The sequence below is a fragment of the Sphingobium yanoikuyae genome (assembly GCF_013001025.1).
GTDB lineage: Bacteria > Pseudomonadota > Alphaproteobacteria > Sphingomonadales > Sphingomonadaceae > Sphingobium > Sphingobium yanoikuyae_A.
Genome location: NZ_CP053021.1, coordinates 5,104,187 through 5,121,790, shown reverse-complemented (window position 1 = coordinate 5,121,790; position 17,604 = coordinate 5,104,187). Strand labels below are relative to the sequence as shown.

The window sequence follows — 17,604 nt, the reverse complement described above, 5'->3', positions numbered from 1 at the left end:
ACACGCCGCCGACATAGCATTCCCTTCCAACGGGTGAAGCCATGACTTGGCTGCATGCAGGATGAACGGTGGCAAAAGGCGGTGGCCTGCGCTTGACTTTCGGCCGCCTCCCCCATAGGGGCTGCGCTTCGATTTTTCCAATCAGACATGATTCCAGAAGGCTGACAATGAAGATCCGCAACTCGCTCAAGTCGCTCAAGGGCCGCCACCGGGACAACCGCGTGATCCGTCGTCGTGGCCGGACCTACGTCATCAACAAGACCAACCGTCGCTTCAAGGCCCGCCAGGGCTAAAAGCGCGGACGGATCGGCTCGCCGATCCTCCGGACCTTCCAAAGGTCTTATTGAGCGCCCGATCCCATGGATCGGGCGCTCAACGTGTTGGCGCGGCATTTTCACGCGAATCGATTCGCGGCCATGAAAAAAAGCGCGGCCGCCCGAATGGGGCGGCCGCGCCGAATCGATCATGCCAAAGCCGTCAGGCCGGCAGGCTGGGTGTCTCGTCGCGCCCCTTCAGCTCGTCGCCGCGCACGGTCGCCACATGCAGCACATTGGTCGAACCGGGCGTGCCGAAGGGCACGCCGGCCAGCACCACGATCTTGCCGCCCTTGGCGCTCATGTCGTGGCGCAACGCCATGCGGCGCGCCTTGCCGATCATTTCCTCGAAATTGCCGATATCCTTGGTGCGGATCGCATGGACGCCCCAGGTCAGGCCCAGCTTGCGCGCGGTATCGGATCGCGGCGTCAGCGCCAGGATCGGTGCAGACGGCCGCTCGCGCGCCACGCGGCGCACGGTGCTGCCCGATGAGGTGAAGCAGGTGATGACGCTGGCGCCGACGACCGGCACGATGCCGGCGGCAGCCTCCGCCAGGGCGTCGGCGGTGGTCGGGTCGGGCCGCGTTTCGGTGAAGTGCAGACGGGCGAAATAGCCCGGATCGCGCTCCACGCTATGGGCGATGCTGTCCATCATCGACACTGCCTCGACCGGCCAGTCGCCCGCCGCCGTTTCGGCCGACAACATGATCGCGTCGGCGCCGTCATAGACCGCGGTCGCCACGTCCGACACTTCGGCGCGGGTCGGGGTCGGCGCCTTGATCATCGATTCGAGCATCTGGGTCGCAACCACCACCGGACGGCCCATGCGGCGCGCTGTCGCGACGATCTGCTTCTGCAGCGGCGGCACCGCCTGCGGCGGCAGTTCCACGCCCAGATCGCCACGCGCGACCATCACGCCGTCGGCCATCTCGATAATCTCCTCCAGCCGCTGCACGGCCGAAGGCTTCTCGATCTTGGCCATCAGAGCGCCATGGCCACCCATCAGCTTGCGCGCCTCGGCCAGATCCTCGGGCCGCTGGACGAAGCTCAGGGCGATCCAGTCGCAGCCCTGATCGACCGCGAAGCTGAGGTCACGGCGATCCTTGTCGGTCAGCGCCGGCACCGGCACGACCACGTCGGGCACATTCACGCCCTTGCGGTTCGACAGCGTCCCGCCGATTTCCACGATGGTATCGATTCGCGTGTCCGTGACCGCCTTCACCCGCAGCACCAGCTTGCCGTCATCCAGCAGCAGCCGGGTCTCGGGAACCAGCGCGGCGTAGATTTCGGGGTGCGGCAGGTTCACGCGCTCGACGGTGCCCGGCGTGTCATCCCGATCGAGGACGAAGGCCGCTCCGGTTTCCAGCACCACCAGCCCCTTCTCGAACGTGCCCACGCGCAGCTTGGGGCCCTGAAGGTCGGCCAGAATCGTGGTCGGCCGGGAAAATTCCTTTTCCAGCTCGCGGATCGTGGCGATGCGGGCGGCATGATCCTCATGCGCGCCATGGCTCATATTGACTCGAAAGGCGTCGGCACCCGCGACAAACAATGCGCGGATCATCTCTGCGCTCTCGCTGGCGGGACCGAGGGTCGCGAGGATGCGAACCTTGCGCGAGCGGGGCGATAGTCGTGTCATGTCTTCTCCTGGCCGTATTGATCGCCTCTGGCTTGCCAGGGCGTCGTTATCGATTATCCGTGCTGCACGACAGGATGATGTAGATTAAGCGAAAGGTTCCGCCTGTGTCCGCTACCATACTCAGTGACGCCGTCGCTGCAACCGCCTTCCGTCGGCTGATCGCGCATTTGCAGCATCGGACCGACGTGCAGAATATCGATCTGATGGGCACGGCCGGCTTCTGCCGCAACTGTCTGGCCGACTGGATTGCAGAGGCCGACGGCGATCTGACCCGCGACGACGCCCGCGCAATCGTCCACGGCATGCCCTTTGCCGAATGGAAGGCCCGCCATCAGGGCGAGGCGACGCCGCAGCAGATCGCAAAGATGCAGGAGAGCGTGGCGAAGAACGCGGACAACCATTAAGCGTTCGGCAGATCCTGCCGGACCGGCGCCGCGCGCCAAACGCAGTCCGAATTTCCCGAATGGAGCCTGATTCACGGTATCGGCGGACGCGCAAAGCGCTTCCACCTCGCCCGATCAGGCTCTAGGAGCGTCCACCAACCGATTCACACTGACACGGAGATTCCCATGAGCGAGGGCAATATCGCAGCCGACCAGCTGCGCCTTCTGATCGAGCGCATCGAGCGCCTGGAAGAAGAAAAGAAGGGCATCGGCGACGACATCAAGGACGTCTATCTGGAAGCCAAGGCGACCGGTTACGACCCCAAGATCATGCGCCAGATCATCCGCCTGCGTAAGATGCAGCCGCATGACCGCCAGGAAATGGAAGCGATCCTGCAGACCTATCTGTCCGCGCTGGGCATGGAATAAGGCGGTCCACGCTTTATTCCCGACCGGTGCATGCCACCGGACCTTGCCGAGGGGTGCTGTCGACCTACATCTGGTCCAGCCCCCTCGCGCCAGGGGCGCCACCAAAATGAGAGGACGTCCCTTATGACCGACATCATCGTCAGCACCACCAGCCGCCTGGAAGGCCGTCCCGCCCAGGATTATCTGGGCATCGTCACCGGCGAAGTGATTGTCGGCGCCAACCTCTTCCGCGACCTGTTCGCCAGTGTGCGCGACATCGTCGGCGGCCGATCGGGCGCCTATGAGGATGTGCTGCAACGCGCCCGCAGCGAAGCGATCGAGGAGATGCAGGGCAATGCCCGCAAGCTGGGCGCCAATGCCGTGGTCGGCGTCGACCTCGACTATGAGGTGATCGGCGCCAATGGATCGATGCTGATGGTCTCCGCCTCGGGCACCGCGATCCGCTACTGATCGCCGCGCCTCCGCCATCCTCTAGCGTTGCAGGATGGCGACGCGCTCGCTAGAGAGCGCGCTTCGGTTTCACAGAAAATGTCAGGAGAAGGCCGTGGCCGGCCATTCCAAATTCAAGAACATCATGCATCGCAAGGGTGCGCAGGACAAGAAGCGCTCGTCGATGTTCTCCAAGCTGTCGCGCGAAATCACCGTCGCGGCCAAGATGGGCATGCCCGATCCGGACATGAACCCGCGCCTGCGCCTGGCGGTCAACGCCGCCAAGGCCCAGTCGATGCCCAAGGACAATATCCAGCGCGCGATCGACAAGGCGATCGGCGGCGACATGGAGAATTACGAGGAAATCCGCTATGAGGGCTATGGCCCCGGCGGCGTCGCCATCATCGTCGAGGCACTGACCGACAATCGCAACCGCACCGCGACCAATGTCCGCACCGCCTTTGCCAAGAATGGCGGCAACCTGGGCGCGTCGGGCGCGGTGAGCCATGGCTTCGACCGCCTGGGCCTCATCACCTATCCCGCCAGCGCCGGCGATGCCGACGCCGTCTTCGAAGCCGCGCTGGAAGCGGGGGCGGACGATGTCTCGTCGAACGAAGACGAGCATGAGATCTGGACCGCGATGGACGCGCTGCACGAAGTCGCCAAGGCGCTGGAAGCCAAGCTGGGTCCGGCAGAGGGCGCCAAGCTTGCCTGGAAGCCGCAGACCACGCTGGAAGTCGACGAAGCCAATGCCGCAACGCTGTTGAAGCTGGTCGACACGCTGGAAGATGATGACGACGTCCAGACCGTCTGGGGCAATTATGAAGTCTCCGACGCTGTGATGGAGAAGCTGGGCTAAGATGCCCGGCTCCCGTTCGCTTCGGGCGAGATCGCGCAGCGCCGATGCGCGCCGGTCTTGCCCGATGCGGACGATCCTGCACCCATGATCATACTTGGCCTCGACCCCGGCCTCGGCACCACAGGCTGGGGCCTGATTGCCGCCGACGGCAATCGCCTGACCCATGTCGGCAACGGCCAGATCAAGACCGACAGCGCGATGTCGCTGGCGACGCGGCTGATGGCGCTCGATCTGGCGCTGACCGACCTGATCCTCGAACATCGGCCCGATGGCGCCGCGGTCGAGGAGGTGTTCGTCAACGTCAATCCGCAATCGACGCTGAAGCTGGGCCAGGCGCGCGGCGTCATCCTGCTGAATGCCGCGCGCTCCGGCATGGAAGTGGGCGAATATGCCGCCCGCCTCGTCAAGAAATCGGTCGTCGGCGTCGGCAACGCATCGAAGGACCAGGTCCATGCCATGGTCCAGCGGCTGCTGCCCGGCGCCAAGATCGTCGGGTCGGACGCGGCCGACGCCCTTGCGGTGGCGATCACCCATGCCCATCATCTGGCAAGCGCCCGGCGGATGCCCGCGCGCTGACCTGCCATCGGAGACCATCGCGACCATGACCGACCTGCCCCACGCCCGCTACATCATCGTCCCGCATGACGGAGCGTGGAAGATCAACCTCAACAACAGCTATTATGGCCCCTTCGCGACGCAGCAGGCGGCGATCGACAGCGCCACCGAAACGGCGAAGAAGGCAGCGGCAGGCGGCTATCCCGCATCGGTCCTGCTGATGAACGGCACCGCGTTCGACACGGCCTGGACCAGCATCGAAAACGACGACACCTGATTTTTACATATTTCGGGAACTCTTCGTCCCTTTCCGCATTTATCGACACCAGCATAAGCGGGCGCAGGGATGAGCAAGAAGATTCTGATCGTCGAGGACGAGATTTTCGTCGCGTTGGAAATCGAACAGATTGTGCAGGATGCCGGCTTCGATGTCGGCGGCATCGCGGCCGACCGCGAGGCGGCGATGGCCGCCGCCGAATCCTGCGACATCGCCCTGGTCGACCTCAATCTGCGTGATGGCCCCACTGGTCCTGCCATCGGCATGGAATTGGCCAGCCGCTTCGGCATCAAGGTCATCTATGTGACCGCCAATCCGGCGCAGATCGGCACGGCGTCCGTTGCGGCGCTGGGCGTCGTCACCAAGCCCTTCCGCGCGCAGAGCATTGCCCAGACCGTGCGCCTGGCGGCCACCGAAGCAGCCGACCTCGCCACGGCGGAAATTGCCGGCTTTACGCCCTTCCCGCCGCAGCGCGGTGCATCGAGCGTCGCGGTATCCGCAGGCTGAGCCGAAGCCCTTCGGGGCACCATTGCCGTTCGAGTTGACCACCCAGCTGACGCTCGACGCTAAGCGCGATCAGGCGACTGCCAAAGCCTTCGCTGGCGATCGGCGCCACACTCGGTCCGCCCTCTTCGCGCCAGTCGAGCCGGATATCCTCATCCTGCGTCACCACATGCAGCGCGATAAAGCCATTAGGCGTCGATAGCGCGCCATATTTGGCGGCATTGGTCGCCAGTTCATGAAACAGCAGCGCCAGCGGCGTCGCCGAGCGATCATCGATCGGCGGATTGTCGCCCGACAATTGCAGTCGTTCCCGGCCACCATAGGGCGCAAAAATCTCCTCCAGCACGCCATGAAGCGACGCCTGCTCCTCCGCCATGCTGACGCCGCCGCCATGGGTGCGGACGAAGTCATGCGCCCGCCCCAGCGCCAAGATACGGTCGCGCAGGTCGTCCGCCCCTTCCTGCATGCCCGGACGCTCGCGCGCTGACAGGCCAATGAGGCCGGCAATGACGGAAAAGATATTCTTGATCCGATGCGACAACTCATGCGCGATCATCTCGCGCTCTTCGAGCATCAGCTTCTGTTCGTGAATCTCGGTGCAGGTGCCGATCCAGCGGATGATCTGCCCCTGCGCGTCACGGATTGGCAGGGCGCGCCCCAGCGTCCAGCGATAGAGGCCGTCGCGGTGCCGCAGCCGATATTCGATTTCATAGGGATCGCCGCTCGCCAGCGAATGGCGCCATTTCTCCCAGGCCTTGGGCTGGTCATCGACATGGAACATGCCGTTCCAGGCATCGCCATCGGTCGATCCGGCCTGCACGCCGGTATATTCATACCAGCGCGCATTATAATAATCATGATAGCCGTCGGGCAGGGTCGACCAGACCATTTGCGGCATGGTGTCGGCCAGGGTACGGAACATGCGATCGCTGTCCGCCACCGCTGCCGCGTCGAGCCGCTGCTGGGCGATCACGTCGCGATCGCGGCGGCGTCCTTCCAGTTCCACCATCACCTGCCGCGCCAGCAGCGACAGCCCCTGGCGCTGCAGCGGGGTCAGGTCATCGCGCGGCACCGTATCGATGACGCAGAGCGCACCCAGCGGCTCGCCATCGCCGCCGACCAGCGGCGCCCCGGCATAGAAACGGATATGCGGCGCACCGGTGACCAGCGCATTGTCGATGAAGCGCGCATCCTGGGTCGCGTCGGGCACGACGAAGATATTGTCGCCCAGCATGGCAAGGGCGCAGAAGGAGACGTCACGCGGCGTCTCCTCCGCATCCAGCCCGACCCGCGCCAGAAAGCGCTGCCTTACATCCTCGACAATGCTGACGAGCGCGATCGGCGCCCCGCATAGTTGCGCGGCGAAGCTGGTGATATCGTCAAGGGTACGGAAACCGCCGGCGTCGAGATCATAAAGCGCCAGCAGCGCCGCCCGATCCGTTGCCAGGCCGCGTCCGTCAGCCATCGCTGACCCGCTCGATGTCGGCGCCGACGGCCGAGAGCTTTTCCTCCAGCCGCTCATAACCGCGATCGAGATGATAGACGCGGCTGACGATGGTCTCGCCTTCGGCGGCAAGGCCGGCCAGGATCAGGCTCATCGAGGCGCGCAGATCGGTCGCCATCACCGGCGCACCGACCAGCTTGTCGACGCCGCGTACGACCGCAGTGCGGCCGTTGACGCTGATGTCGGCACCCATGCGCGCCAGTTCAGGCACATGCATGTAGCGATTTTCAAAGATCGTCTCGGTCAGGACCGATGCGCCCTCCGCCTTGGTCAGCATCGCCATGAACTGCGCCTGCATGTCGGTCGGGAAGGCCGGGAAAGGCGCGGTCGACAGGGTCAGCGGCTTGAGCTTGCCGTCGGACGAAACGCGGATGCCGTCGCGATGCTCGTCGACCTGCACGCCCGCGTCGCGCAGCGCGGCCAGGATGGCGTGCATGTCGTCGGCATTGGCGCCGATCAGGTCGAGCGAACCGCCGGTGATCGCCGCAGCACAGGCATAGCTGCCCGCCTCGATACGGTCGGGCATGACACTGTAGGTCGCGCCGTGGAGACGATCGCGGCCATGGATCACCAGCTTGTCGGTGCCCACGCCCTCGATATCGGCGCCCATCGCGATCAGCAGCTTGCAGAGATCAACAATCTCCGGCTCGCGCGCGGCATTTTCCAGGATGCAGGTGCCCTTGGCAAGCGAGGCCGCCATCAGCGCATTTTCGGTCGCACCGACCGACACCACCGGGAAGGTATAGATGCCGCCGGGCAGGCCGCCATCGGGCAGGCTGGCGCGGACATAGCCGGCCGCGATCTCGATGATCGCGCCAAAGGCTTCGAGTGCCTTGAGGTGCAGGTCGATCGGCCGGTTGCCGATCGCGCAGCCGCCGGGCAGCGACACCCGTGCCTCGCCGGCGCGGGCGAGCAGCGGGCCGAGCACCAGGATCGACGCGCGCATCTTGCGCACGATGTCATAGGGCGCCTCGGTCCAAGTCACGCGACCGGCGCGCATCGTCATGACGCGGCCGAAATCCTCCGGACGGGCGCCCTCGATCATGGTCGACACGCCAAGCTGGTTGAGCAGATGGCCGAAGCTGTCGACGTCGGCCAGGCGCGGCAGATTGCGCAGCGCGACGGGCTCGTCGGTCAGCAACGCGCACGGCAGCAGCGTCAGGGCAGCGTTCTTAGCGCCGGAGATGGGAAGGCGGCCACTGAGTTGCTTGCCGCCGCGAATGTGAATGCGGTCCATTGGCTAGGTTTCATAGCGTCTATTGCGCGCCGTGCAAGGCGCGCGCGCGGTCGTTCGGCGTGAAAAACGGGCGGAGCCGGGCGTAGCGGAAGACTATTTTCGCGGATCGCCACAACCTTGATCGAGTTTAGTGCGCCTTGCCGAAATGCAGCCAAAAGGAGGTTGGGGCGTTCTGCCATCGTAACAACAATTTCAAGAAGAAGGTGTATTGGTGGCGACGAGCTGTTTCGCGGAAAGACTGGCCAAGACGGTTCCCCTGTCCGACGCAGAAAAAGCAGCATTGGCTCGGCTGGAAGAAAATCCCCGCAAGATCAAGCGCGGGGCCATGATCCAGCGCGTCAACGAGACGATCACTGAGTTGTTCGTGCTGCGCGAAGGTCGGGTCATGAGCTATGTCATCCTGCCCGATGGCAGCCGCCAGATATTGCGCGTCTACTTCCCCGGCGATTTCATCGGTTCGGCCAGCACCATCTACAGCAAGGCCCCGGAATCCCTGGTCGCCCTGTCGGACGCTATCGTCTGCCCGTTCGACAAGCATGCGCTGCGCCGGTTGCTGGAGGAATATCCCCGCGTCGCCGCCCTGCTGTTCCTGCTGTCCAATGCGGAACGGGTGGCGATGACCGATCGGCTTGCCTCGCTGGGCCGCACATCCGCCAGGGCGCGGGTCGCCTCCTTCCTGCTCGACATGTTCGACCGGCTGCGCGTGACCGACGACAGCATCACCGACAGTTTCGACCTGAAGCTGACGCAGGAGGAGATTGGCGACGCGATCGGCCTGACATCCGTCCATGTGAACCGGATGATCCGGCAGATGGAGCAGGAAAAGCTGATCAGCCGCGCCAATGGCCGGATCACGCTGGTCGACATGGCCCGGCTGGAAGAGATCGGCCATTATACCAATCGGCACAAGCATATGGACCTGGACTGGCTGCCCGCGATGGGCTGACGCGCCGCGCGTCAGGCCAGCAGTTCGACATCCCAATAGAGCCAGTCGTGCCAGCTTTCGTGGAGATAGCCGGGCGGAAAGGCGCGACCATGTTCCTGCAGCTGCCAGCTGGTCGGCCGGATCGGCTGGACATGCAGTTGCATACCCGCTTCGCGCGGGGTGCGCCCGCCCTTCTTGAGATTGCAGGGCGAACAGGCGGTCGCGACATTTTCCCAGGTGGTGCGGCCACCCGCGCGGCGCGGCACGACATGGTCGAAGGTCAGATCCTGCGTCGTGCCGCAATATTGGCAGCTGAAACGATCGCGCAGGAACAGGTTGAACCGGGTGAAGGCCGGATGCTCCGAGGGCCGCACATATTGCTTGAGCGCGATGACCGAGGGGATGCGCATCTGCAGGCTGGGGCTGTGGACTTCCCGCTCATAGGAAGAGACGATGTCCACCCGCTCCAGAAAAATCGCCTTGATGGCAGTCTGCCAGGGCCACAGGCTCAGGGGATAATAGCTGAGCGGTGTATAGTCCGCATTCAAAACCAGCGCCGGGCAGTTTTCCGGATGCCGTATCAGGTCGGGATGGTACATAGTCGCCTCTACCCCCTTGCCGACGCCGCTGATCGACCAACAACGTGACAAGAGCATGACAGCATTAACGAATATCCGCCGTCAAGAGCCTGTATGACTCAATCCACCGCACCACAGCATCTTGTGAGTCGTTTCGCGCCGAGCCCCACCGGTCGATTGCATGTCGGCCATGGCTGGTCGGCGCTGATGGCGATGGACCTGGCACGGGCTGCGGGTGGCACCTTTCGCCTGCGGATCGAGGATATCGACGGCACCCGCAGCCGGCCCGAACATGTCGACGGGATTGTCGAGGATCTGCGCTGGCTGGGCGTGGCATGGGATGGTCCGATCATCTTCCAGTCGCAGCGCCTGGCCGACTATGACGCGGCGCTCGACCGACTGCGCGCGATGGACCTGCTCTACCCCTGCTTCTGCACGCGCGCCGATATCCAGGCGAGCCTGACCGCGCCGCATGGCCCGGAAGGCCCGGTCTATCCCGGCACCTGTCGCGCCCTGCCGAACGCGGAGCGCGCGCAACGCATCGCGGCGGGCATGCCCCATGCCTGGCGGATCGACATGCAGGCGGCGGTCGCACGGGCGGGGACGCTCCACTGGGCCGCCCTGCCCTATCCGCCCGATCCCCACGCCGCGCCGTGCGAGATTGCCGCCGATCCGGCGGCGGCGGGCGACGTCGTGCTGGCGCGCAAGGATGCACCGGCCAGCTATCATCTGTCCTGCACGCTGGACGATGCCGCCATGGGCGTCACCCATGTGCTGCGCGGCAATGACCTGCGCGCCGCGACCGATATCCATCGCCTGCTGCAGGCGCTGCTCGACCTGCCAAGTCCCGCCTATATCCACCACCCGCTGCTACTGGGCGCCGATGGCAAGCGACTGGCGAAGCGGGACGGGGCGATTGCGCTCGCCGAACTGCGCGGCGCCGGCATGGACCCGCAGCGCCTGGCCGATGATCTGCGCGCCGGGCGCTTTCCGGTTGGCATCACCGCCGGAGCGGCCTAGCATCCCCCCATGACCACCGTGCTCGTCATCGCCCTGATCCTTGCCATGGCCGCGACCCTGTTCGCGCTTGTCCGCGGCATCATCGCCTTCCTCCAGGCGACGAAGGAGGAACTGAACCTGCCGGAGGGGGCGCCGCGCCCGTCCAGCCTGAAGCAGAACCGGATGATGATGAACCGCATCCTGTTCCAGGCCGGCGCCGTCATCATCATCGCCCTGTTGCTGATGATGAAGGGCAATGGCTGAGGGCTGATGGTCAAGCTCAACAAGATCTACACCCGCACCGGGGACGCGGGCACCACCGGTCTGGTCGATGGGTCGCGCCTGCCCAAGCATGCGCCGCGCATGCAGGCGGTGGGCGACGTGGACGAGGCGAACAGCGCGATCGGGCTGGCCATCCTGGCGATCGGCGACAGGCCAGAAGCGGCCTGGCTGACCACCATCCAGAACGATTTGTTCGATCTGGGCGCGGACCTCGCTACGCCGATCCCGGATGGCGCGGACGAGCCCTGGGCGCTGCGCATCATTGCCGGGCAGGTCGCGCGACTGGAGCAGCAGATCGACGACATGAACGCCGATCTGGCCCCGCTCGACAGCTTCATCCTGCCGGGCGGCAGTCCGGCCGCCGCCGCGGTCCACCTCGCCCGTGCGACCACCCGCCGGGCCGAGCGCAGCGCGACGGCCGCCGCCGTCGATGTCGCACTCAATCCGCAGGCGCTGGCCTATCTCAACCGCCTGTCCGATCTGCTGTTCGTGCTTGCCCGCCGGCTGAACGACAATGGTGCACGGGACGTTAAATGGGTGCCGGGCGCGTCAAGACAGGTCTGATTTCAACGGCCTGACTACCATCGGACACGCTTTGCCTTGCAGCGCAACATTAACCCTATTCATTCAGAGCGCGTTTAGCCAATTCTCCAAATTTGCGGGTTATTCGCAATTAGTGAGAGGGCCAAGATGCAATTCTATCTGGCAACATCCTTCATCTTTCCGCGCAGCCTGCGCCTGCGCCTGTTCGCACTCTGCTTCGTCGCGACCCATCTGCCGCTGATCGGCTATATCAGCTGGGGCATGGCCACCGGCCGGATCGCACTGGCCGAGTTCCTGCTGCTGCTTGGCGCCACGCTGGTCGGCACGATCATGGCGCTGATGGGGATCGGCGCGCTGCTGAGCCCGATCCATGCGCTGGCCGATACGCTGCGCCCCGACAGTGAAGAGGCGCCGGTCCTGCCCGAAGTCGGCGACGTGATCCGCACCCTCTATGCCGGCGTCCACCGCGCCGCGACATCGACCCGCGCGCAGATGGACGAACTGCAGGTGGCGGCGCATGAGGATCCGCTGACCGGCATCGCCAACCGGCGCGGCCTGCTGGCCCAGATCGAAGAGCTGCCGGTCGAGAAGCGCCAGGGCTGTATCGCGATCATCGACATCGATCATTTCAAGCAGGTCAATGACCGGCTGGGCCATGACGAGGGCGACCGGGTGCTGCGCGATTTCGCCACCCGCCTGTCGGCCCAGATCCGGCGCATCGACATGGTCGCGCGCTGGGGCGGCGAGGAATTTGCCGTCTTCTTCCAGAATTGTATCGAGGATGAGGCGAGCTGGTCGCTGGCCCGCCTGGCCGAACAGATTCGCGAGCATCCGCTGGGTGATGTCGATGGCCTGCCGATCACCTTTTCCGCCGGCATCTGTCGCTGGAAGGGCGAGGAGATGGACGAGGTTCTGCGCCTTGCCGACCAGGCGCTGTACGAAGCCAAGGCCAATGGTCGCAACCAGCTGCGCCGTGCCCGGCCGGAGCGCACTGCCGCCTGATTCTGAACCACGGCGGGCCGGCAAGGAACCGACCTGCCCGGTCATGCGCTTACCCCTTGCGAGAGCGGTGCAACCGTATCGAAAGGGGCGTGCATGGCCAAAATCTGGATCCAGCCCGGACAGGACGCGCTGGCGGAACGCTATCGCGCCGTCCGCGCCCTGACGCAGGCGCTGGCGACGCCCCTGTCCGACGCGGATGCCACGGTGCAGTCGATGCCCGACGCATCGCCCGCCAAATGGCATCTGGCCCATGTCAGCTGGTTCTTCGAAACCTTCGTCCTGCGCGATCATGTCGAGGGCTATCGCCCGTTCGACGACCGCTTCGCCTATCTGTTCAACAGCTATTATGAGGCGGAAGGCCCCCGCCATGCCCGGCCGATGCGGGGCATGCTGACCCGGCCGAGCCTGAACGAGGTGCGCGCCTATCGCGCCCATGTCGATGCCGCGCTGCTGGCCGCCATGCCGCATCTGCCGGAGGCCGCCTGCACGCTGGTGACGCTGGGCCTGCAGCATGAGCAGCAGCATCAGGAATTGCTGCTGACCGACTTGCAGCATCTTTTTTCGCTCAATCCCATCGCCCCTGCCCTGTTCGATGCACCCAGGGCGATGCCCGCGCCGGTGCCCGGACCGCTGCACTGGATCGAGGGGCGCGAGGGGCTGGTCGAGATCGGCGACGACGGCAAGGCCGGTTTCGCCTTCGATTGCGAGGGGCCGCGCCACAAGGTCTTCCTGCGCCCCCATGCTTTGGCCCACCGCCCTATCACCAATGGCGAATGGATCAGCTTCATCGAGGATGGCGGCTATCGTGACCCGGCGCTGTGGCTTTCGGATGGCTGGGCCTGGGTCCAGGCGGAAGGGATAGAGGCGCCGCTCTACTGGCAGCGCGGCGAGAAGGGCTGGACCCGTTTCGGCCTGGACGGACGCCAGCCGGTCAATCCGGCCGCCCCGGCCTGCCATATCAGCCTGTATGAGGCCGACGCCTATGCCAGTTGGGCGGGCGCGCGCCTGCCGACCGAGGCGGAATGGGAAAGCGCGGCGCTCAACATCGCGCCGACCAGTGGCGAACAACTGGACGGCGCCGCCTGCCCCCGCCCCCGCGCCGCCGAAGACGGCACCAGCCTGACCCAGATGTTCGGCGATGTATGGGAATGGACCGGCAGCGCCTATCGCCCCTATCCCGGCTTTCGCACCGCCCCCGGCGCAGTCGGCGAATATAATGGCAAGTTCATGTCCGGGCAGTTCGTGCTGAAGGGCGGCAGCTGCGCCACCCCGCGCGGCCATGTCCGCGCCAGTTACCGCAATTTCTTCCACCCCCATCAACGCTGGCAGTTCACGGGACTGCGGCTGGCCAAGGATCTGTAAGCCCCATGCTGCTGACACACGACATGCCCGCCGCCCGCACCATCGACCCGGCATTCCGTCGCGACATATTGGCCGGCCTTGCCCGATCGCCCAAGGCGACCCCGCCCATCTGGTTCTATGACCGGCGCGGGTCGGAATTGTTCGAGGATATTACCGACCTGCCCGAATATTATCCGACCCGCACCGAAACCGCGCTGCTGGCCGGCCATGGCGATGATTTCGCCGCCGCCATCGGCGCCGGTCGGGCGGTGGTGGAATTCGGCGCCGGCAGCGCGCGCAAGACACCGCACCTGCTGCGCGCGATCAATCCCGCCGCCTATGTGCCGATCGACATCAGCGGCGATTTCCTGCGCACCAGCAGCGCCGAACTGGCGAGCGCCTTTCCCGGACTGCCGGTGCTGCCGCTGGTCGGCGACTTCACGGGCACATTGGCCCTGCCCGATGCGATCGACGGGCTGCCGCGGCTCGGCTTCTTCCCCGGCTCGACGATCGGCAACAGCGAACCCGACACCGCCGTCGACCTGCTGCGCGCGATGCGCAGGTTGTTGGGTGACGAGGCCATGCTGCTGATCGGCATGGACCGGATCAAGGAGCGCGATCGGCTGATCGCCGCCTATGACGATGAAGCCGGCGTCACCGCCGCCTTCAACCGCAACCTGCTGGTGCGGATCAACCGCGAACTGGAGGGCGACTTGCCGGTCGAGGCCTTTGCCCATCGCGCCATCTGGAATGACGAGAAGGCGCGGATCGAGATGCATCTGGAAGCGACCGAACCGCTGCATTTCCATGTCGCGGGCCAATGTTTCCACATGAAGGCCGGCGAGACCATTCATACCGAGAGCAGCCATAAATATGGCGCGCGCGACGAACGGCTGCTGCTGCGCGCGGGCGGATGGGAACCCATGGCCGAGTGGATGGACCCGGACGGCCTGTTCGCGCTGGTGCTGGCGAAGGCGGGGTAGAATCTGCCGGGGAATTTCACGCGACAGTCGAAGTTCACAGTGTCGTGGGGCTGATTCCGGCCAAATGCGCCGGCCATGCGCCTGCCCCGCGCCGGTGAAGCGACAGTCGCGCGACAATCGGGTCAGGGCGACGCGCCTTCGACGCGACACGGACGCCACAACGAGGCGACAGTGAAGCGACACTGGACGGCTGAAGCGCCATGGTGCGGGGCGGAACTGGGGCACGGCTTCCATCGCCCAGGATAGATCAGAGAAAGGCTGAGTAGGAAAGCGAGGGTGAGGCTGTCGCCGCTGCCGGGCAACTGGCATCGGGGCCGAAGATGCGATATGATAAAATCATATCGGAATGGAGGCAAGCATGGCCGCGAAAGCAATCACCGTGACGCTGGGCGAAATGACATCCCATGCCGAGCGCCATCTGGCATCCGGCCGCTATGCATCCATGAGTGAAGTCATGCGCGCCGGTCTGCGCGCGCTGGATCGCGAAGAGGCTGTGCTGGACGAACTGGTGCGCGTCCGCGTGGCAGAAGCGCTGGCCGATCCGCGTCCCCCGATGCCACTCGACAAGGCATTTGCGCAGGTCAGGGCCGCGATCGACAAGGCATGAGCCATCATGTCCAATTGTCGGCATTGGCGATCGAGGATCTGATTGCGATTCACCATTGGGTGCGTGCGGAAGCCGACCTCGCCACGGCCGACCGCTATCTGGCCCGGATCGAGGAGCGCGTTGCCGCACTGTCCGACTTCCCCGATCGCGGATCTCCACGCGATGATCTGATCACGGGCCTGAGGACGTTGACCTTCGAGCGCCGGCTATTGATCGCCTATCATGTGGACGGAGAAATGGTCACCGTCCAGCGCGTCATCCATGCGGTCCGCGATCTGGGGCCGATGCTTCAGACACCCTGAAGCCGCCCCCAGCCTATTCCGTCGCGAGCAGCAGGTCGCGCAGGTCGTGCAGGCTGGGCAGGACCGCGCTGGCCGCCAGGACCAGTTCCTCGGTCGGCGGCAGGAGATCGGGGATCATCACCGTCGCCATGCCCGCTGCCACGCCGGCGCGGACGCCGGCATGGCTGTCCTCCACCGCGACGCAATCGGCCGGATCGACGCCCAGCCGCTCAGCCGCCAGCAGATAGGGCTGCGGGTCGGGTTTGGGCCGGTCGACGTCGTTGCGGGTGACGACGGTCTGGAAATAAGGAAGCAGCCCGGCCTTCTCCAGCCGCTGCTGGGCATAGGGCGCCATGGTCGAAGTCGCGATCGCCATCGGGATGCCGGCCCTGGCAAGATGATCCAATATGATCTCCGCGCCCGGCCGCAGTGGAATGCCCGCCTCCAGCGCGGCGACGAACAGCGCGTCACTGTCGGCATAGAATTGATCGACCGGGAACTCCGGCCCCATGCGGTCGGCCAGCATCCGCAGATTTTCGTCGCGATGGATGCCGACCATCGACAGCAGCATCTCGTCCGACATCGGCCAGCCCATCGCCGCGCCGGTGCGGGCGAAGGCGTCGCGATGCGCGGCCTCCGTATCCAGCAGCGTACCGTCCATGTCGAAGATGACGGCGCGGATCGGGTTGGGCAGCGCAGCGGCGGCTTGCGGCGGCGCGTCGGAAAGGGATGCGGTGCTTGCCATGCCCATCATATGGTGGGTGCGCTGCAATATTTCCATTGCAAAGCGCGCCATCGGGGCTGCAATTTTCCTATTGCAGCCGCGTCCTATTCGACGACCTGCGCGGTCCAGACGGGGATCCAGCGCCAGGCGCCACGGCATTCGCCCATGCTGGTCGCTTCGGTCAGGCGGAAGCGGCTGCCATCCCAGACATAGGTCTGGCTGGTGCCGCAATCGCCGATGCCGCGCCCCTTGGCGAAGCTTTGCAGCAGCGACTTTTCAGGCGCCCAACCGGCATTGACCAGGGTGGGATGGCCGATCTCCTCCGTGCCCCAGCCGGGTGCATAGTCGAACGGCGCGAAGCGGAAGCTGCGACGGCCCGGAATGCCGCTGGCGATTACCGGCACGGTGGTGAAATTATAGGCGCCAGAGCCACAGGGAACCAGGATCAGCGTGTCATTCTTCGACAGGCGATGCAGTTCGGACTGGCCATTGGCCATCTCGTCGGTGCAGCCGGTGAACTTGCCGAGCGCGGTCCGCTCCTCGCGCCACAGTGCGGCCGGGGCATCGCCGGTCGCGATGACCGCGCGATGGATCGCCGGCGTCGGCGGCGCGACGCGCACCGCCAGCGGACCGAGCGGCCCGGTCGCGACCAGCGCGGTGGTGGTGCCGGCCCGGCCCTGGCGCGCATCCATGTAGCGGATCGCCGCGCCCGCGCCCGCAAGCGAGGGACGACCGAGCGACCGGTTGCCGGTGCGCACTTCCATCGTGCTGCCGCGCGCCATCGCGATCGCCAGCGCCGACGCCTGCGGCCCGCGCAGGGTGGCGTCGCCATCGCGCGCGGTCACCGTCGCGACCTTGCGGCCGTCGACCAGGAAGCTGACGTCGGAGGAACCCTTGGCATCGCGGCTGACCCAGACTTCGGCCGCGGCATCGGGACCAGCCGAACGGGCGACGCCGACCATCACCGGATTGTCGGGCCAGTCGCCACCGGGCAGCAGCGACACCGCCTCGCACCGGTTGCGATTGTCGCAACCGATGGTCCAGTCCTTGTAGGTTTCAAGCGTGCCAGGCTTGGGCGCGGGCGCGTTGGTCTGCGCCGTTGCCATGCCAATGGCGCCGATGGCCGTTAAGACGGCCGCGAAAAATCTAAGTTCCCCCATCGGTTAACCATAACCGATTTGTTAAGCCGGGGGTAGGGCCTCTGTTAAGTAA

General features: G+C 65.4%; 23 protein-coding genes. 17 read left to right on the top strand and 6 right to left on the bottom strand.

All coding sequences use genetic code 11. From position 1 onward, the window contains the following. The first annotated feature begins 167 nt into the window (after nt 1-167). Complete coding sequence (gene ykgO, locus HH800_RS24755) at nt 168-293, top strand: type B 50S ribosomal protein L36 (RefSeq protein WP_004210176.1); 126 nt, start codon at nt 168-170, stop codon at nt 291-293. Nucleotides 294-477: 184 nt separating this feature from the next. On the opposite strand, the gene pyk is transcribed toward ykgO, so the two are convergent. Then, complete coding sequence (gene pyk / locus HH800_RS24750) at nt 478-1,950, bottom strand: pyruvate kinase (protein ID WP_080726918.1); 1,473 nt, start codon at nt 1,948-1,950, stop codon at nt 478-480. Between the two features lie 104 nt (nt 1,951-2,054). On the opposite strand from pyk, the gene HH800_RS24745 reads away from it, so the two are divergent. The 7 genes from HH800_RS24745 to HH800_RS24715 all read left to right on the top strand — a co-directional run bounded on the left by HH800_RS24745 (nt 2,055) and on the right by HH800_RS24715 (nt 5,389). Further along, nucleotides 2,055-2,354 carry a DUF1244 domain-containing protein gene (locus HH800_RS24745; RefSeq protein ID WP_169863013.1) on the top strand — a complete coding sequence of 100 codons (300 nt, stop codon included), beginning with the start codon at nt 2,055-2,057 and terminating at the stop codon, nt 2,352-2,354. Nucleotides 2,355-2,519: 165 nt separating this feature from the next. Continuing rightward, nucleotides 2,520-2,762 carry a DUF2312 domain-containing protein gene (locus HH800_RS24740; RefSeq protein ID WP_004210171.1) on the top strand — a complete coding sequence of 81 codons (243 nt, stop codon included), beginning with the start codon at nt 2,520-2,522 and terminating at the stop codon, nt 2,760-2,762. A gap of 123 nt (nt 2,763-2,885) precedes the next feature. After that, nucleotides 2,886-3,212, top strand: coding sequence for a heavy metal-binding domain-containing protein (locus tag HH800_RS24735; RefSeq protein ID WP_004210170.1), 327 nt, complete (start codon nt 2,886-2,888; stop codon nt 3,210-3,212). 94 nt (nt 3,213-3,306) lie between these two features. Continuing rightward, the gene (locus HH800_RS24730; RefSeq protein ID WP_004210169.1) at nt 3,307-4,050 is read left to right on the top strand and encodes a YebC/PmpR family DNA-binding transcriptional regulator; all 744 of its coding nucleotides are present in this window, start codon (nt 3,307-3,309) and stop codon (nt 4,048-4,050) included. Nucleotides 4,051-4,134: 84 nt separating this feature from the next. Beyond that, nucleotides 4,135-4,626 (top strand): crossover junction endodeoxyribonuclease RuvC, encoded by a 492-nt coding sequence (ruvC, locus tag HH800_RS24725; protein ID WP_004210168.1) that lies wholly within the window; start codon nt 4,135-4,137, stop codon nt 4,624-4,626. A gap of 25 nt (nt 4,627-4,651) precedes the next feature. Next, the gene (locus HH800_RS24720) at nt 4,652-4,882 is read left to right on the top strand and encodes a DUF2188 domain-containing protein (protein ID WP_004210167.1); all 231 of its coding nucleotides are present in this window, start codon (nt 4,652-4,654) and stop codon (nt 4,880-4,882) included. Nucleotides 4,883-4,951: 69 nt separating this feature from the next. Beyond that, on the top strand, nt 4,952-5,389 hold the full coding sequence (locus HH800_RS24715; RefSeq protein WP_037515798.1) for a response regulator: 438 nt from the start codon (nt 4,952-4,954) through the stop codon (nt 5,387-5,389). Here HH800_RS24715 and HH800_RS24710 read toward each other — a convergent pair. Both HH800_RS24710 and murA read right to left on the bottom strand, forming a co-directional pair. After that, nucleotides 5,334-6,851 (bottom strand): PAS domain-containing protein, encoded by a 1,518-nt coding sequence (locus HH800_RS24710; RefSeq protein ID WP_169863011.1) that lies wholly within the window; start codon nt 6,849-6,851, stop codon nt 5,334-5,336. The two genes, HH800_RS24715 and HH800_RS24710, sit on opposite strands and share 56 nt — an antisense overlap. Then, nucleotides 6,844-8,127, bottom strand: a complete 1,284-nt coding sequence (gene murA, locus HH800_RS24705; protein WP_169863009.1) for a UDP-N-acetylglucosamine 1-carboxyvinyltransferase — start codon at nt 8,125-8,127, stop codon at nt 6,844-6,846. The genes HH800_RS24710 and murA overlap by 8 nt, the downstream gene beginning before the upstream one ends. Nucleotides 8,128-8,335: 208 nt before the next feature. Between murA and HH800_RS24700 the strand changes: the two genes are divergently transcribed. Beyond that, nucleotides 8,336-9,073: a Crp/Fnr family transcriptional regulator gene (locus HH800_RS24700; RefSeq protein ID WP_169863007.1), complete on the top strand. Its 738-nt coding sequence runs from the start codon at nt 8,336-8,338 to the stop codon at nt 9,071-9,073. Nucleotides 9,074-9,084: 11 nt separating this feature from the next. Here the strand turns inward: HH800_RS24700 and HH800_RS24695 are convergent, their stop codons facing one another. Continuing rightward, a complete protein-coding gene (locus HH800_RS24695) occupies nt 9,085-9,651 on the bottom strand; it encodes an HNH endonuclease (protein WP_004210158.1) in 567 nt (188 codons plus the stop codon). A 93-nt stretch (nt 9,652-9,744) separates the two neighbouring features. Between HH800_RS24695 and gluQRS the strand changes: the two genes are divergently transcribed. The 8 genes from gluQRS to HH800_RS24655 all read left to right on the top strand — a co-directional run bounded on the left by gluQRS (nt 9,745) and on the right by HH800_RS24655 (nt 15,689). Continuing rightward, nucleotides 9,745-10,650 carry a tRNA glutamyl-Q(34) synthetase GluQRS gene (gluQRS, locus tag HH800_RS24690; RefSeq protein ID WP_169863005.1) on the top strand — a complete coding sequence of 302 codons (906 nt, stop codon included), beginning with the start codon at nt 9,745-9,747 and terminating at the stop codon, nt 10,648-10,650. A 9-nt stretch (nt 10,651-10,659) separates the two neighbouring features. Further along, the gene (locus HH800_RS24685) at nt 10,660-10,893 is read left to right on the top strand and encodes a twin transmembrane helix small protein (protein ID WP_004210155.1); all 234 of its coding nucleotides are present in this window, start codon (nt 10,660-10,662) and stop codon (nt 10,891-10,893) included. Between the two features lie 6 nt (nt 10,894-10,899). After that, nucleotides 10,900-11,475 carry a cob(I)yrinic acid a,c-diamide adenosyltransferase gene (locus tag HH800_RS24680; RefSeq protein WP_169863003.1) on the top strand — a complete coding sequence of 192 codons (576 nt, stop codon included), beginning with the start codon at nt 10,900-10,902 and terminating at the stop codon, nt 11,473-11,475. Between the two features lie 126 nt (nt 11,476-11,601). Continuing rightward, the gene (locus HH800_RS24675; protein WP_169863001.1) at nt 11,602-12,456 is read left to right on the top strand and encodes a GGDEF domain-containing protein; all 855 of its coding nucleotides are present in this window, start codon (nt 11,602-11,604) and stop codon (nt 12,454-12,456) included. A 93-nt stretch (nt 12,457-12,549) separates the two neighbouring features. Then, nucleotides 12,550-13,818 carry an ergothioneine biosynthesis protein EgtB gene (gene egtB, locus HH800_RS24670; protein WP_169862999.1) on the top strand — a complete coding sequence of 423 codons (1,269 nt, stop codon included), beginning with the start codon at nt 12,550-12,552 and terminating at the stop codon, nt 13,816-13,818. A gap of 5 nt (nt 13,819-13,823) precedes the next feature. Further along, the gene (egtD, locus tag HH800_RS24665; RefSeq protein WP_169862997.1) at nt 13,824-14,780 is read left to right on the top strand and encodes an L-histidine N(alpha)-methyltransferase; all 957 of its coding nucleotides are present in this window, start codon (nt 13,824-13,826) and stop codon (nt 14,778-14,780) included. 358 nt (nt 14,781-15,138) lie between these two features. After that, entirely contained in the window at nt 15,139-15,387 is a 249-nt protein-coding gene (locus tag HH800_RS24660; protein ID WP_099231618.1) for a ribbon-helix-helix domain-containing protein, read from the top strand. Further along, on the top strand, nt 15,384-15,689 hold the full coding sequence (locus HH800_RS24655) for a type II toxin-antitoxin system RelE/ParE family toxin (protein ID WP_125985711.1): 306 nt from the start codon (nt 15,384-15,386) through the stop codon (nt 15,687-15,689). Before HH800_RS24660 ends, HH800_RS24655 begins: the two co-directional genes overlap by 4 nt. A 13-nt stretch (nt 15,690-15,702) precedes the next feature. Here the strand turns inward: HH800_RS24655 and HH800_RS24650 are convergent, their stop codons facing one another. Both HH800_RS24650 and HH800_RS24645 read right to left on the bottom strand, forming a co-directional pair. Continuing rightward, nucleotides 15,703-16,464 (bottom strand): HAD family hydrolase, encoded by a 762-nt coding sequence (locus HH800_RS24650; RefSeq protein ID WP_235681973.1) that lies wholly within the window; start codon nt 16,462-16,464, stop codon nt 15,703-15,705. Nucleotides 16,465-16,496: 32 nt separating this feature from the next. Further along, on the bottom strand, nt 16,497-17,552 hold the full coding sequence (locus tag HH800_RS24645; RefSeq protein WP_169862995.1) for a DUF1176 domain-containing protein: 1,056 nt from the start codon (nt 17,550-17,552) through the stop codon (nt 16,497-16,499). Nucleotides 17,553-17,604 lie beyond the last annotated feature (52 nt).

Bases quoted from the DNA above. Each gene is read 5' to 3' on its own strand.
- HH800_RS24655 (WP_125985711.1), top strand. From the start codon at position 15,384: ATGAGCCATCATGTCCAATTGTCGGCATTGGCGATCGAGGATCTGATT.
- egtD (WP_169862997.1), top strand. From the start codon at position 13,824: ATGCTGCTGACACACGACATGCCCGCCGCCCGCACCATCGACCCGGCA.
- HH800_RS24715 (WP_037515798.1), top strand. From the start codon at position 4,952: ATGAGCAAGAAGATTCTGATCGTCGAGGACGAGATTTTCGTCGCGTTG.
- HH800_RS24695 (WP_004210158.1), bottom strand. From the start codon at position 9,651: ATGTACCATCCCGACCTGATACGGCATCCGGAAAACTGCCCGGCGCTG.
- ykgO (WP_004210176.1), top strand. From the start codon at position 168: ATGAAGATCCGCAACTCGCTCAAGTCGCTCAAGGGCCGCCACCGGGAC.
- HH800_RS24645 (WP_169862995.1), bottom strand. From the start codon at position 17,552: ATGGGGGAACTTAGATTTTTCGCGGCCGTCTTAACGGCCATCGGCGCC.
- HH800_RS24710 (WP_169863011.1), bottom strand. From the start codon at position 6,851: ATGGCTGACGGACGCGGCCTGGCAACGGATCGGGCGGCGCTGCTGGCG.
- pyk (WP_080726918.1), bottom strand. From the start codon at position 1,950: ATGACACGACTATCGCCCCGCTCGCGCAAGGTTCGCATCCTCGCGACC.
- egtB (WP_169862999.1), top strand. From the start codon at position 12,550: ATGGCCAAAATCTGGATCCAGCCCGGACAGGACGCGCTGGCGGAACGC.
- HH800_RS24735 (WP_004210170.1), top strand. From the start codon at position 2,886: ATGACCGACATCATCGTCAGCACCACCAGCCGCCTGGAAGGCCGTCCC.
- HH800_RS24685 (WP_004210155.1), top strand. From the start codon at position 10,660: ATGACCACCGTGCTCGTCATCGCCCTGATCCTTGCCATGGCCGCGACC.
- HH800_RS24740 (WP_004210171.1), top strand. From the start codon at position 2,520: ATGAGCGAGGGCAATATCGCAGCCGACCAGCTGCGCCTTCTGATCGAG.
- HH800_RS24650 (WP_235681973.1), bottom strand. From the start codon at position 16,464: ATGGCGCGCTTTGCAATGGAAATATTGCAGCGCACCCACCATATGATG.
- ruvC (WP_004210168.1), top strand. From the start codon at position 4,135: ATGATCATACTTGGCCTCGACCCCGGCCTCGGCACCACAGGCTGGGGC.
- HH800_RS24680 (WP_169863003.1), top strand. From the start codon at position 10,900: ATGGTCAAGCTCAACAAGATCTACACCCGCACCGGGGACGCGGGCACC.
- HH800_RS24660 (WP_099231618.1), top strand. From the start codon at position 15,139: ATGGCCGCGAAAGCAATCACCGTGACGCTGGGCGAAATGACATCCCAT.
- gluQRS (WP_169863005.1), top strand. From the start codon at position 9,745: ATGACTCAATCCACCGCACCACAGCATCTTGTGAGTCGTTTCGCGCCG.
- HH800_RS24720 (WP_004210167.1), top strand. From the start codon at position 4,652: ATGACCGACCTGCCCCACGCCCGCTACATCATCGTCCCGCATGACGGA.
- HH800_RS24675 (WP_169863001.1), top strand. From the start codon at position 11,602: ATGCAATTCTATCTGGCAACATCCTTCATCTTTCCGCGCAGCCTGCGC.
- murA (WP_169863009.1), bottom strand. From the start codon at position 8,127: ATGGACCGCATTCACATTCGCGGCGGCAAGCAACTCAGTGGCCGCCTT.